The 13,163-nt window shown below is 35.6% G+C and carries 17 protein-coding genes; 7 read left to right on the top strand and 10 right to left on the bottom strand.

Annotation, left to right across the window (positions count from 1 at the left end; all coding sequences use genetic code 11):
- Positions 1–163: 163 nt before the first annotated feature.
- Both MKZ17_RS07640 and MKZ17_RS07635 read left to right on the top strand, forming a co-directional pair.
- A complete protein-coding gene (locus MKZ17_RS07640) occupies positions 164–871 on the top strand; it encodes a helix-turn-helix transcriptional regulator (RefSeq protein ID WP_340723147.1) in 708 nt (235 codons plus the stop codon).
- A 114-nt stretch (positions 872–985) separates the two neighbouring features.
- The gene (locus MKZ17_RS07635; protein WP_340723146.1) at positions 986–1,228 is read left to right on the top strand and encodes a DUF2626 family protein; all 243 of its coding nucleotides are present in this window, start codon (positions 986–988) and stop codon (positions 1,226–1,228) included.
- Between the two features lie 67 nt (positions 1,229–1,295).
- Here MKZ17_RS07635 and MKZ17_RS07630 read toward each other — a convergent pair whose 3' ends face one another.
- The 3 genes from MKZ17_RS07630 to MKZ17_RS07620 all read right to left on the bottom strand — a co-directional run bounded on the left by MKZ17_RS07630 (position 1,296) and on the right by MKZ17_RS07620 (position 3,582).
- Entirely contained in the window at positions 1,296–1,946 is a 651-nt protein-coding gene (locus MKZ17_RS07630) for an MBL fold metallo-hydrolase (RefSeq protein WP_340723145.1), read from the bottom strand.
- Positions 1,947–2,237: 291 nt separating this feature from the next.
- Positions 2,238–3,101: a cytochrome c oxidase assembly protein gene (locus tag MKZ17_RS07625; RefSeq protein WP_340723144.1), complete on the bottom strand. Its 864-nt coding sequence runs from the start codon at positions 3,099–3,101 to the stop codon at positions 2,238–2,240.
- Positions 3,088–3,582: a DUF2243 domain-containing protein gene (locus MKZ17_RS07620; protein WP_340723143.1), complete on the bottom strand. Its 495-nt coding sequence runs from the start codon at positions 3,580–3,582 to the stop codon at positions 3,088–3,090. The genes MKZ17_RS07625 and MKZ17_RS07620 overlap by 14 nt, the downstream gene beginning before the upstream one ends.
- Positions 3,583–3,770: 188 nt before the next feature.
- Between MKZ17_RS07620 and MKZ17_RS07615 the strand changes: the two genes are divergently transcribed.
- Together MKZ17_RS07615 and MKZ17_RS07610 are read left to right on the top strand one after the other, a co-directional pair.
- Entirely contained in the window at positions 3,771–4,061 is a 291-nt protein-coding gene (locus tag MKZ17_RS07615; protein ID WP_340723142.1) for a transposase, read from the top strand.
- Between the two features lie 225 nt (positions 4,062–4,286).
- The gene (locus MKZ17_RS07610) at positions 4,287–4,466 is read left to right on the top strand and encodes a DUF2759 domain-containing protein (RefSeq protein WP_340723141.1); all 180 of its coding nucleotides are present in this window, start codon (positions 4,287–4,289) and stop codon (positions 4,464–4,466) included.
- 60 nt (positions 4,467–4,526) lie between these two features.
- On the opposite strand, the gene MKZ17_RS07605 is transcribed toward MKZ17_RS07610, so the two are convergent.
- From MKZ17_RS07605 to rpmG, 5 genes are all read right to left on the bottom strand, one after another.
- Positions 4,527–5,204, bottom strand: coding sequence for a hypothetical protein (locus MKZ17_RS07605; RefSeq protein WP_340723140.1), 678 nt, complete (start codon positions 5,202–5,204; stop codon positions 4,527–4,529).
- 162 nt (positions 5,205–5,366) lie between these two features.
- The gene (locus MKZ17_RS07600) at positions 5,367–7,274 is read right to left on the bottom strand and encodes an LTA synthase family protein (protein WP_340723139.1); all 1,908 of its coding nucleotides are present in this window, start codon (positions 7,272–7,274) and stop codon (positions 5,367–5,369) included.
- 316 nt (positions 7,275–7,590) lie between these two features.
- The gene (locus tag MKZ17_RS07595) at positions 7,591–7,794 is read right to left on the bottom strand and encodes a YqgQ family protein (RefSeq protein ID WP_340723138.1); all 204 of its coding nucleotides are present in this window, start codon (positions 7,792–7,794) and stop codon (positions 7,591–7,593) included.
- 12 nt (positions 7,795–7,806) lie between these two features.
- The gene (locus MKZ17_RS07590) at positions 7,807–8,376 is read right to left on the bottom strand and encodes a 5-formyltetrahydrofolate cyclo-ligase (RefSeq protein WP_340723137.1); all 570 of its coding nucleotides are present in this window, start codon (positions 8,374–8,376) and stop codon (positions 7,807–7,809) included.
- Between the two features lie 135 nt (positions 8,377–8,511).
- Positions 8,512–8,661 carry a 50S ribosomal protein L33 gene (rpmG, locus tag MKZ17_RS07585; protein ID WP_008408521.1) on the bottom strand — a complete coding sequence of 50 codons (150 nt, stop codon included), beginning with the start codon at positions 8,659–8,661 and terminating at the stop codon, positions 8,512–8,514.
- A 172-nt stretch (positions 8,662–8,833) separates the two neighbouring features.
- Here rpmG and MKZ17_RS07580 point away from each other — a divergent pair, with 172 nt between their 5' ends.
- Positions 8,834–9,295, top strand: coding sequence for a hypothetical protein (locus MKZ17_RS07580; RefSeq protein ID WP_340723136.1), 462 nt, complete (start codon positions 8,834–8,836; stop codon positions 9,293–9,295).
- Positions 9,292–9,795, top strand: a complete 504-nt coding sequence (locus tag MKZ17_RS07575; RefSeq protein ID WP_340723135.1) for a hypothetical protein — start codon at positions 9,292–9,294, stop codon at positions 9,793–9,795. The genes MKZ17_RS07580 and MKZ17_RS07575 overlap by 4 nt, the downstream gene beginning before the upstream one ends.
- Before the next feature lie 64 nt (positions 9,796–9,859).
- Here MKZ17_RS07575 and MKZ17_RS07570 read toward each other — a convergent pair whose 3' ends face one another.
- Positions 9,860–10,735, bottom strand: coding sequence for a LysR family transcriptional regulator (locus MKZ17_RS07570; protein ID WP_340723134.1), 876 nt, complete (start codon positions 10,733–10,735; stop codon positions 9,860–9,862).
- Between the two features lie 181 nt (positions 10,736–10,916).
- Here MKZ17_RS07570 and MKZ17_RS07565 point away from each other — a divergent pair, with 181 nt between their 5' ends.
- Complete coding sequence (locus tag MKZ17_RS07565) at positions 10,917–12,131, top strand: MFS transporter (RefSeq protein WP_340723133.1); 1,215 nt, start codon at positions 10,917–10,919, stop codon at positions 12,129–12,131.
- 40 nt (positions 12,132–12,171) lie between these two features.
- Here MKZ17_RS07565 and MKZ17_RS07560 read toward each other — a convergent pair whose 3' ends face one another.
- On the bottom strand, positions 12,172–13,023 hold the full coding sequence (locus MKZ17_RS07560; RefSeq protein ID WP_340723132.1) for a DegV family protein: 852 nt from the start codon (positions 13,021–13,023) through the stop codon (positions 12,172–12,174).
- Positions 13,024–13,163 lie beyond the last annotated feature (140 nt).

The raw sequence follows: 13,163 nt of genomic DNA, 5'->3' as shown, positions 1-13,163 counted from the left end.
TTATAAGTTTTGTACTATAAAAATTATATAATTTGTCATAAACTTTCTTTTTAAGAAGGATTTTGAACGAAAATAAGCCATTTCCCCTTTTATTCATGTAAAATAAGAGAAAGCAGAAATTTATAATAATATAACTATTACATTTGAAATCGAGGGGAAATACATGCTCCATCCAATTAAAATAACAAGTACTTTAGCAGATGAAACACGCTTTTCCGTTTACGAATATATGTTACAGCAAAAAAAATATTTTTCAGTTCAAGAGATTGCTGAGCGATTTAACATCCACTCGAATGTCGCTCGCTTGCATTTGACAAAGCTAGCCGAAATCGGGGTCATTACTGCCGAATATTTAAAAACAGGCAAAGGTGGTCGACCTGGCCGAGTATATAAAGTGAAGCAAGAGGGGATTTCTTTAAGCTTTCCTCGAAGAGATCCATCACTTTTAGTATCATGGTCAGTCGAACTCATTCACCAACTCGGAGAAGAAGCACTTAAAAAAGGGCAACAAATTAGCTATAAAGATGGCCAACAGGCGATGCAGTTGTTGATAGACGAACGAAGGATTAAATCCCCCCTTCTATTCGAGGAGAAGGTAAAGCTGTTAACGAATAGCGCCAATTTAGTTGGCTACATACCTGAAATTAAAGAGGAAAATGGTCAAAAGACATTACTATTTTCAATTTTCAACTGCCCATTTCACGAACAATTTATAAAGTACGGGGAAATCATTTGCAAATTACATGAATCCTATTTACGAGGACAGGTAGACACATTATTTGATAAAAATGAATTTAAACAAATAGATAGTATGCTACACGCCGCATGCGATTTTTGTAAATATAAAATCGCAATACAAGAAGAGAGTTAAAAAAACACTCCTTTGTCACAACAATTCCATAAGTTGCAGTTTACATTGTAGAGAAGCTTGTTTTATAATAGACGAGAGATTATTCTATTCTATTTTAAAGGAGGGGTATTTTTCATGAGCAATATGTATAAAGTTATGGCATTCTGGACAGCTATTTTCGCCGTTATGTTCTACCTTGGTGGTATGAACGAGATTTCGCTATTATTCGTAGGTAATACAGGTTTATTCTTATTATTAGGCTTCTTAAATCTTTCAGAACGCATGTACATGTACATTTTTGGCGCGTATTTAACAGTTTTCTTCGCAGGATTTACTTATTTTACAACGTTCCTACATACACCAGGTGCAGGACACTAATTAGATTTAAAAACCGACTTTGCGTATTACGCATAAGTCGGTTTTCTTTTCGTTTTTTCGTTTTGATTTAAAATCCGTTTAAAAATGGATTAGACGCCATCTCTGCAGCAGGTGTTGTATAACGACCGTGTCCCGGATAAATAATCGTATCTTCAGGTAGCGTTAACAGCTTCGTGTGAATCGACTTTACTAATACATCCATCGACCCTCCAATTAAATCTGTTCGTCCAACACTTTGCTCAAACAATGTATCACCGACAATTGCAAAGCCATCTTCCTTAAAAATAAATGAAACACTTCCTGGTGAATGGCCAGGTGTATGTGCAACTTCGAACGTAAAATCGCCAATAGTCAATTCCCCTTCTGCTTTAAGGACATGTGCTTCATCAGGAGCTTTCACAACATAATTTGGTAATTCCGCATATTTTCCAGAGCCATTTTTTAATGGATCCGCTAACCAGCTAACTTCCTTTTCATGTACGTAAAGGGGAATTGAATACACTTCACGAATAGCATCAACCGCGCCAATATGATCAAAATGTGTATGAGTTAATAAAATCGCTAATGGATTTAAGCCATTTTTACGTAGCTCATTCATAATGCGATTAGCCTCTTCACCTGGATCAACTAATAAACAATCTTTATTTTTATTACTTACAATATAACAATTCGTCTGCACTGGACCTAGTGAATACATTCGTACGTTATAGTTTGGCATTAACATACCTCCAACAATTAATTTATCGTTCCTTTCTTATTATATTATAAAGTGAAATTTTCCTCACCCTACTAGTAGTTTCTCACCAATGTTCGGTATAGATAAATTCACAAAAAAAGCCGTCCACACTTTGCTTGTGAACAGCTTAAGCTTTTATGATTCTATTTTCCCGCGAAAAAATATTATAGAAACGTCTCAATGCTTTCATTAATTTAATAGCACAATAAATAGATAATCCGGTGTTAAAAATAGACACTTCGATCATCAATAAGTGTCTATAGATGAAAACATTCATTTGCTTATGTCTATAGGCATTGTATTAGAAGATTGAACAGTTTGCTCCTGTTTATTTCCTTTCGTAAGAACTGTTCGTGGTCTAGTTGCTCTATACCATTGTAAGCACAGGAAAATAATGAGTAGTGCATCAATCGCATCGCCACCATAATACATGAACATCCCTCCCGCTTCTGCCTGTTTAACCGAAACTCCAACAGGTGGATTCGCGTAAATATACTTCGACAATATCCCGTGACCAGCCAATGCAAGCATTAAAACAATCGCTCGATAAAGGAAGGAAATACGATGAGCAACCGGATCAACATAGATGATGGAAATCGTAAATAAATATCCTGCTATAAATACATGTAAATGGACTAAAATATGCACTAATGAATTTTCATGCATTAAAGGATATAAATCTGTTGTGTACAATAACCAGAGACCACCTATATTTAGAAAGGCCGCTACGATTGGATGCGTATATAGACGGGACGGCCAGCTTTTTAATGCCTTTGAAAGACGTCGTGCTAATGGTGTTCTAAGTGTTCTAAGTACGAGGGACATCGGCGCCCCTAACGCCATTAATAACGGTGCTAACATACCAAGAAGTAAATGCGTTAACATATGAAACGTAAAATCTTCCATCGCCCGATTTGCTAAAGGACCTGCAACAGCGATAATGGCACACACAATTCCTAAAGTCCACAAGACTGTACGATACAATGGCCAAGGTCTATAGCGACGATTCGTTATTATAGTTGCCACAATATAAATTGTAAGAAGGATTACAAATGGGAAAGCTAATAGGATCTGCGGTACTGTGACAATAAAATGATTTACTTCATCTGTATGATGTAAATGATTAGGCATGCTCATCTGAGGATACCTCTACCTTTGTATTTTTATTTCTTGTCGTAATAACTAGATAAATACCTATGACCAACAAAATTATAGCGATAATATTCCAAATCAAATCATAGATAATTACATTATCTACGTATCTTATTTGATGGATGCGCATTATTTTATGTTGGATCGTACCATCATATAATTGGAAACCCCCAGCGCCTACTAATAATCCACCCATCCATCTCTTAATCCAAAATCCATTTCTTCGGCGGAGATCTGCAAATAAAAATAAACCTGCAATCGTCGCAAACCAACTTAAAGCATGAAACAAACCATCTGAAACTAATCCTACCTCTGTTGTGGATTTATCATAAAAATGATGCCAATGAAGCAGTTGATGAAATAGCGCTTCATCAATAAAGGCAACTAGCCCTATTCCAAATAGAAAGCCTGACCAAAAGTTTTTACTTGAATGTGCAGTGCGATGAATATCAGTATGTTTAGTCATTACCTATTCCTCTTTCAAATTTAAAATTTGCTGTAATAGTTCTCTACACTATTCCCTTTCATCAAAAAAATATTCATCTCAATAATTCAATCCATAAAACTCGCTAGTGATGTTGTCACTTACATGTACATTGTCAATTTGTTTAGTAACAATAGAACAAGGATATAATATAAAATAAAAGGAATGATATGTTGAAAATCATATTAGTTGTTTCTAGCATAATTGGACCAATTGTAATGCTATACTTAAAACAAAAAAGTGATCTATGTAAACGAATTTTCAATATCGTAGCTGTTCTATCAACGATCATTTTTGGTAGTATTGCATCCACATCAATTTACCAAATTATTGCCGACGATGCGGTTTTTATGACGACAATTCATGGTCTCTTTTTAAACCCTATTTTCTTGTTAACTGGCGCTTACACTGGGGGATTTCTTATTTACAGATTAATGGTGCTAGCATGGGAAGAAAAATAGTGCTTTGATAGATAAAAATACTTTCCTCATATACAAAGTTCATTAATCTTGTAAATTTTCAAATCTTTTTTGTTCTTTATCCGTATGCGGATGTATACCAGTAAAATACATTCGTTCATATAAACGTCATTTTTATACCTCGACAAACGAATTGGAAACCTTTACAATAAAAGAGGAATATTGTTGCGACATTTCTATTGAATGTCGAAAGGAGTGTCAATTTTAATGAACTTATTAATGGTTATTTTCGGATTAATTGCAATTTTTGGCGTATTTGGCGTATTCCAATCAATCAAAGAAAAAAACATCCTAGCAATTGCATTTAATGCAGCTGCTGCTGGTGTATTTGGTTGGTTCGTTATTATGACGATTTTAAATCAAGGCTATCCACCAACACATCATTAATTGCCACAAGAAAAACGTAGTGCATATAGGCACTACGTTTTTCTTTTTGCATCTACTGATTTATTTTACAATGGAAAACTGTTTTAAGGGATCTACAGCAAGTTCTATACCGTTTAAAAGTTTTATATGAAGTGGAAATATAGTAGATGTTTTATTAGAAAATAGCCATGTACGACCTTCCCCAACTAATAATAAATAAACGCCATTCTTAGCAGTATGCATGAAACTTAAGGATGTGTTCGTAATTTTCTCGTCACCCCGCGCCCTAATAGCCACCTCCTCCAGCTTTTGACCAACTTCTGTAGCATCCTCCACAACTAATCCAATCTCGCTAATGTTAATGATGCTATTCGCTGAAAATTCACCATTACTCGAATGATTAATTTTATGACGAGCAATTAACTCCACTATATTGCCAGCTGGGTCCTCGAAATAACAAGAATGTGCATCACTTAGTATAAAGTGAATTTCATCGTCCCCCTCCTCTGTTAACAATGGAACTTTTCTCTTTATCCACGCTTTCGCTTCTAAAAATTGATTTGCCGGAATATTAAAAGCAAAATGATAAAAAGGCTCCTGCTCGTTATTTCCATCTATAAATTGCAAGGCACTTTCACCAATTTGAATTTTGAAGCTTGAAGGTAATTCTTCGATTAATGGAAACTTTAATAGTTTACAATAAAATTCCTTTAGCTCTTGTAACTTTGATGTGTGCAATGTTAATAATTGAATGATCATAATACAAAAACTCCCTTCTCATATATAGAATAGCAAGGGATTTTACAAAAGTTTATTGGACATATGGATGAAAATGCTAAAAGGCACTAAGAGTATATGAACTCTTAGTGCCATTATTGTTTATATTTGAGTTAGTTAGATTTCATTTAACCTGGCTCATTATCATTTATCTGTTGTATTAGAATCAACTTTTAAATTCCCTGTTTTGGAATCATAAAAGCGAAGTAAGTCGCCATTAATAATCGCATCAGAGTATTCTAATTCTTCTGTAGCACGGTCGATAAACGGCTGACAGTTTTCAATTTCCGTTGGTTCACCTGTTGCACGGTCATAACAAACCTCACCTGCGTATACTACCTTATCTGTAATAATACGTCCATCACGGAAAGTAACGAAATCCTCATGCTCCTCAGAGAATAAGTCTGCCCCTAATTGCATGTCCTTTGATGTATCAATACCAAGTAAATGTAATAATGTTGGACGGATATCTAACTGACCTGATACATTTTCCATTACTTGTCCGTCATTTGAACCCGGAATGTGAATGAATAACGGTACCGACTGTAATAATGCACTATCATATGGTGTAATTTCTTCTTTCCCTAAATATTGCGCCATCGCTTTATTGTGGTTTTCAGAAATTCCGTAGTGGTCACCATACATAACGATGATTGAATTATCATATAAGCCCTGTTCTTTTAGATCTTCGAAAAATTCTTTCACAGATTCATCTAAATAACGAACTGTTTGGAAATAACGATTTAATGTACCTGAGTTCGAATCATATTCAGGAATCATCATATCTTCAGGATCTAAATAGAACGGATAGTGATTCGTTAATGTAATTAAACGGCTATAGAATGGCTGTGGCATTTCTTTCATTAATGCAGCTGATTGTTCAAAGAAAGGAATGTCCTTTAAGCCCCAGTTTACAGATGTTTCTTCTGTTACATTATATGATTCAAGATCATAAAATTTATCTAAATTAAATGATTTGTAAATCATATCACGGTTCCAGAATGATTTATTATTGGCATGCATAACGTTAGTAAAGTAACCATTTTCTCCAAGACGTTCTGCAAATGAGTTGTACGTATTTTCACCATGTGTGAAGAATACTGCACCACGCCCCAACCCGTATAATGAGTTTTCGAAAATAAACTCTGAGTCAGAAGTTTTCCCTAACCCTGTTTGGTGATAAAAGTCATTGAAATAATACGTATCTTTATCTTTTGTTAATTCATTTAAGAATGGTGTTACAACTTCGCCATTCATTTCGTTATTGATGACAAATGTTTGTAATGATTCTAATGATACGGCAATTACATTTCGTCCAGCAAATTTCCCAAACATCTCAACATTTGGCTCTGCTTGGTTTGCACGTACATAGTTGTTTACCTCAACTAATTCACTTCCATCTGCTAGTGCACGTTGAGCAGATGACTTTGATTGAACATAAATATCATATAAATGGTAATTGTACGTCCCAATATTTTTAACAAGTAGCTCCCGGTCAAATGCACGCGTTAATAATTGTGGACGCTCTGTTTCTGCTAAACCTAAGTTTAAAAATAACATTGCTGCAGCCATTACAAAGTATGCTTTACGCGCATCTTTTCGAACAGGTAATAATTGATTATCCGATTTTGGAATGAACTTAATTGCTAATAAAATGATGAATACATCGACGAAATATAATACATCCCAGATGCTAATAATTGCCGCCGCAGATGTTCCTAACTCACCAAAATTACTTGTTTGAAATAATACTGGTAGTGTAACAAAATCATTATAGAAGCGATAGAACGCTACATTTCCATAAACGATAAATGCTAATAATATACTTCCCCCAACGATATAACGATTTCTCGCTTTTGGCGATTTAAAGAACAACGATAATCCGTAGAAGAATAAGATGAAGCTTAGTGGATTAATAATCAGGATAAATACCTGCATAAAATTTTCTAGCTTCATATCAAAACTTGTTTCATAAACGACAACGGTTTTAATCCACGTTGCTATTATGGCAATCGCTAATATCGAATGTTTAGGCCATTTAAAATCTTTCATTTCCTATACATCCTCTCCTAATTTCAAATTTCATGTGTAATTTATTAATGTCATGTAAATTTCTAATTCAAACAAAATCTATATTAATCCTTTTTCATTTTATTCGCAACTTAATTTAACACACCGGTGAAAAGCCATTACTTTCTGAAAATTACACTATATATTAGTACGTTTTACAACATAAAAAGTTTCATAAATAAACAAAACAGCGGTAAGTTTCCGCTGTATTTTTGGGTATATCATCTTTACATACGCTTAATATCCCCAGTAAAACTAGCAGTTACTAAAACGATAAGTATTATTATACAATAAATCTTTATTTATTTCCTGCTTTAAGTCTTTGCTCCTCTTGGCGTAAAATAAGGAGCGCCATCTGAAAATCTTGGGTTTCAATAAACTTCGATTTATATAATTCCTTTATCTCATCTTCCATTAGGTGTAAATCCCCAATTCGATCTTGCGTATAAATGTAAATACCATATTTTTTTAATAGTCCAATAATATCTAACATCGATTTCATCTAGTTATCCCCCTATAGCGAATTCCACACAATACGCTCATTATCTGTAATTAGTATATGTACCGGAAGATCATGTGATTCTCTCGGCACTTCAGCTACTAGTTGCTCTTGAAAAGATAGCGACACCTTTTGCCCTATAAAGTCCTGCAAATAGCGGTCATAATACCCCCCGCCAAAGCCAATTCTGTACCCATTTCGATCGAATACGACACCAGGCACAACAATGACATCAATTTGCTCTTTTTCTATAAGTACTGTGTATTCAGGAATAGGTTCTAAAATATCTTTAAATGCACGTTCAGTTTGAGCAAAGCTTTCAATTTCATAAAATTGCATCGAACGATCCTTCGGTATACATTTTGGCACTACTACTTTTTTCCCCATTTTCCATAGTTCTTCAATAATATAAGTTGTATCAACTTCTGGCCGATTCGAAAGTGTTATAGCGATTGTTGTAGCTTTTTGGATAGCTTCCTCATGAATTAGCTTTAGTCCTAGCTTACGTGAACGTTCACAATATGCTTGATAAGACATTTTCGCCAATTGCTGTTGTACATTTAAACGATATTGTTTTTTATCCACATATTTCCCTACTCTCATTTTTTTCAAAAAAACAAATAACTTTTGTCATACGTCAATCCTCTTAACGGATGACAAAAGCTAGCTTTCTCAAAGTAAAAAGCCAAAACCAACAAGTGGTTTTGGCTAATTGAGCGATTACTTCGTTTCACGGTGAAGAGTGTACTTCTTCTCGCGAGAGCAATATTTTTTAAGTTCAAGACGCTCTGGATTGTTACGCTTGTTCTTTTTAGAAATGTAGTTACGTTCGCCGCAATCTGTGCAAGCTAAAGTAATATTTACGCGCATTATTAACCCTCCCACTCTAAATCAAGAATAAATTTATTTGAGCATGATTTATACGACTTCCCTATTATAACACACTCTTTAAAAAAATCTAGTATGATTTATTATTAACTTTTACTATGTTAAAATATAGTGATTCCGAACAAATAATAATGCAAAACATGGAGGAAATCGCATGGAATTTTCAGCAATCATTATGATTAGCGGAATTGTCATTGTCATAATTTCGTTGTTCTTCAAAGATAAATCAGTAAAGGTCGAACGAGAGCTTGAGGATTTATCAATTAACATTTATCAAGAGACAAATGCTTTAAAACGTCGTATTAAAACAGTTGAAGAAGAGCTGTTAGTTGAACCAAATTTCCAAGTACGTTCCCCAAAAAGCGTTCAATCAAAGCAACAAGATGCAATGGCATCCTTTCAGCAAGTTGCAGCTCAAGTAAAAGCAGCTCAAGCATTGAAATCACAATCCGAACAAGTGCCACTTGGGCAATCATCAAAACCAATTAACGGCATTCTAGTTAGCCAAGTGCAAGCATTAAACGAGCAAGGTCTTTCGATTGATGAAATTAGTATGCGTTCTACATTAACACATGCACAAATTCATTCGATCCTTGCTTCTGGAGGTCGCCAATGAGATCATCTGTACGCGCATTTGGAATTGGCATTTTCATAGCTGGTGCAAGTTTTGCTATTTACGAGCAACTAATGCCAACGGAGAAAGTCAAGAATGAGGCCCACTATATCGAACAGATTGAACAATATGAATCAAAAATTGTTGAGCTCGAAAAGCAATTAACGGGAGCATCTGTCGAAGGAAAAAAGGGACAATCTGACCAAACAGAAGGATCACCTGCTACAAAAGATTCCTCTGCAAATGAATCATCGACAACTAGTACGGATGAACATAATGGTGAAATTGTCACTGCTACGATATACATATATGAAAATGTTACACTCTACTCAATCGGCCAACAAGTAGAGGATGAGGGCATTATTGAAAATGGACGTGAACTCGAGTTATTTTTAGCGAAGCCTGAGTATTCACGTTCTATCCAAAAAGGAGCATTTGATTTACGGTCAGATATGACGATTGAACAAATCGCCAAAGTTTTAACAGGAAAAAAGATTAACTAACATAAATTAACCGTCCATTGATTGTGTTAAGGAATGGACGGTTATTCACTGCAATCGCTGCATTTCATTGAAAATACGCGCGAATATAATGGATAAACTGCTGTGTTGCCTGAGACATCGGGTGATTATCTAAGTAAGCAACGCCAATTTCACGCTTACAATTTTCCGCTTTCACTTTTACTAATTTAACATGATATTGTTCTAACCCTTTAATAGAAGGAATTAATGATACCCCTAGACCACTTTCCACTAATCCGGCTAATGTATGAACTTCTTCCCCTTCAAAAGCTACATTTAAATGAAAGCCCTCTTGTTCAAACAGTTCATCCACCGTTTTACGGAGCGAATTCCCTTTTTTAATTGATATAAACGGGCGATGAGCAAAATCCTTCACTTCAACCGTTTTCTTTAAGCATAAAGGGTCAGCATTTGGAACGACTAAAAATAATTCCTCTTCCCATAGTTTCTCCCAATGAATATTGCTTTTATAATCCAATGACGAGAGTAAACATAGATCTAACTCACTGTTTTCCAATTTTTTCAGTAATACCCCGGTATTACTTTGTGTGAGCTGAAATTTCATTTGTGGATAAACGGAGCGGATATCCGTCATAAGCGCTGGTATAACTTTTAAGCCAAGCGTATGCATAAAGCCAAGCGCCACTTCTCCATGACCTGGCGATACAAGATTTTGTAATTCTTCTCGTGCTTGTTCATAATCCCTTAAAATTTGCTCTGTCCTTTCTAAGAAAAAACGTCCGTAACGATTTAATTTTATCGAACGTCCGTTGCGGTCAAATAATTGGACGCCTATATTTGCCTCTAACTGGGCGATCGATTTACTTATTGCCGGTTGGGTAATATGTAGCAGCTCTGCGGCACGCGACATATTTTCAAATTGCGCAACCGTTTTAAAATAAACTAATGGTAATAGCTCCATATGTACACCTCTTATTACTTTTGTTTATAAGGAACATAAAAACAATGAATTATCTTTATTATGGCATGTTTACTATACTAGAAGAAATAAATAGTTTTGAAACTAATATCTTTCGATAGCTACACAATCGAAAGATGCGATGGTTACTATGTTTTCATCGCTCTAATTGAAGGGGATTTTCATGGATTACATACAAAAAGGAACAAAAGAATTCACATTCACAAACTTAGCACTATTTGCAGCAGGCTTTATTACATTTGCTAATTTGTACATTACACAACCATTGATGCCTCAGTTTTCAAAGGATTACGGTGTCTCACCAGCAATTGCAAGTTTATCTCTTTCTGCTGCAACTGGAGTACTTGCATTTAGCTTACTATTGTTTGGCTCTTTATCAGAAGCCTGGGGTCGAAAAAAATTAATGACATTTTCAATTTTTGCTGCCTCCATCTTAACCATTATCGTCGCCTTTTCTCCATCGTTTGAAATCGTGTTGCTTTTGCGTATGCTACAGGGCTTTGTTTTCGCTGGAGTTCCTGCGATTGCAATGGCTTATTTAGGGGAAGAAATGGAGCCATCTAGCCTCGGGGCCGCCATGGGGCTTTATATTAGTGGCAATGCAATTGGAGGATTATCTGGGCGTATCATTATGGGAACGATGACCGATTTATTTAACTGGCAAATTGGTATGATTGCTTTAGGCTTACTAAGCTTAGTTATTTGCTGTTATTTCGTGTGGGCATTACCTGAATCCAAACATTTTGAACCACGTCCTTTACAGTTTAAATCATTGACCCGCTCACTTTTTCAGCATTTAAAAAACTCGGAGCTACTTTGCTTATTTGGAATCGGCTTTACCCTTATGGGTAGTTTCGTCACAATGTATAATTATATTGGGTTTAAGCTTGTTGAAGCACCGTATAATTTAAGTACTGCTCTCGTCGGCTGGATCTTTATTGTTTATTTAGTCGGATCTTGGAGTTCCGCATGGTTTGGTAGCCTTTCCGACAAATTCGGTCGACAACGCGTGCTTTATTGGGGCGTTGTCATAATGAGCAGTGGTTGCCTACTAACGATGCCTGCTTCGTTAAGTATTAAAATTATCGGACTTGTCATTTTTACTTTTGGTTTTTTTGGTTCTCATTCAATTGCGAGTGGCTGGGTGAGCCGATTAGCGAATAAGGAAAAAGCGCAAGCATCGTCACTTTATTTATTTGCCTACTATATTGGGTCAAGTATTGGAGGGACATTAGGTGGCGTTTTCTGGTCTAGTTTTGGCTGGACGGGGATTGTCCTCTATATTTTTATAGCGCTGTGTATTACATTGGGCTTAGCTGCGACTATCCATCATTTACAACGTGTTCATCAGCAAATCGCTTCTAAATTACAGGCATAATGAAAGCAGGTCATCCGAAAAAGATGACCTGCTTCATTATTTATTCACGTACCCAAGTTAAACCAAGTGTTCCTTCTCCAGCATGTACACCTACACAAGCAGAAAGCGGTGTTGGAGTAAATCGAATCGTTGGGAATTGTTGCTCTAATTCTTCCTTCCAAGCAATTGCCCCAATTTCATTATTACAGTTAATGATTGCTACTTCCTTAACTGGCGAAAGTCGAATCGCTTCTTCTAAGCGCTCCACTGCATGTTTTTTTGCACGCTTGTCCGCTCTTACTTTTTGTACGACCTCTACGCCGCCCTCTCTATTATAAGAAATAACAAGTTTAATATTTAATAAATTACTTAAAAACATTGCTGTTCCTGAAACTCGTCCGCTTTTATGCAGCTGCTCTAAGCTCGCCGGAATAAAAGATAGATGAGATTTACTACGAATCGCTTTAATCTCGTCGACAATTTGCTCAGGCTCAACACCAGCTTGTTCTAATTTCATACCAAGCTCTAGCATAACTTGCATCGGAAAAGATCCAATTAATGAATCAATTGCGTAAGTTTTAAACCCAGCTTGTTCAGCTGCCATCGGTGCACTTGCAACTGTACCTGATAATTTTTCAGACGTATGAATAGCAATCGCACAATCATAGCCCTCAGCCTTTAATTTTTCATATAAAGCAACATGTTCACCAAATGCAGGTTGCGATGTTTTTGGATGTTTTTTGGCATTTCTTAATTTATCGTAAAATTCATCGTGTGTCATATCTATTGTTTCACGTAATGCACCTTCTTCAAAAACAATATTTAATGCAAGCACATGAATGTTATGTTCTTTAATAAAATCGTCTGTTAATAATGCTGCTGTATCGGTAACCCATGCAATCTTTTTTCCCATTAATCATAATACCCCTCGGTGTCTATTTTTTTGTCTCATCAAAATGTAAGCGCAATCACTATTCAGTCATAGTGACAAATGTCACATCACAATAATAAATTTCTAGCTTAGACAATATTTCGCCACGATTCATGAAAATT

It is taken from the genome of Solibacillus sp. FSL R7-0682 (genome assembly GCF_038005985.1).
GTDB lineage: Bacteria > Bacillota > Bacilli > Bacillales_A > Planococcaceae > Solibacillus.
Note: the sequence above shows the minus strand (reverse complement) of the source record. Positions and strands in the feature narration are given on the sequence as shown.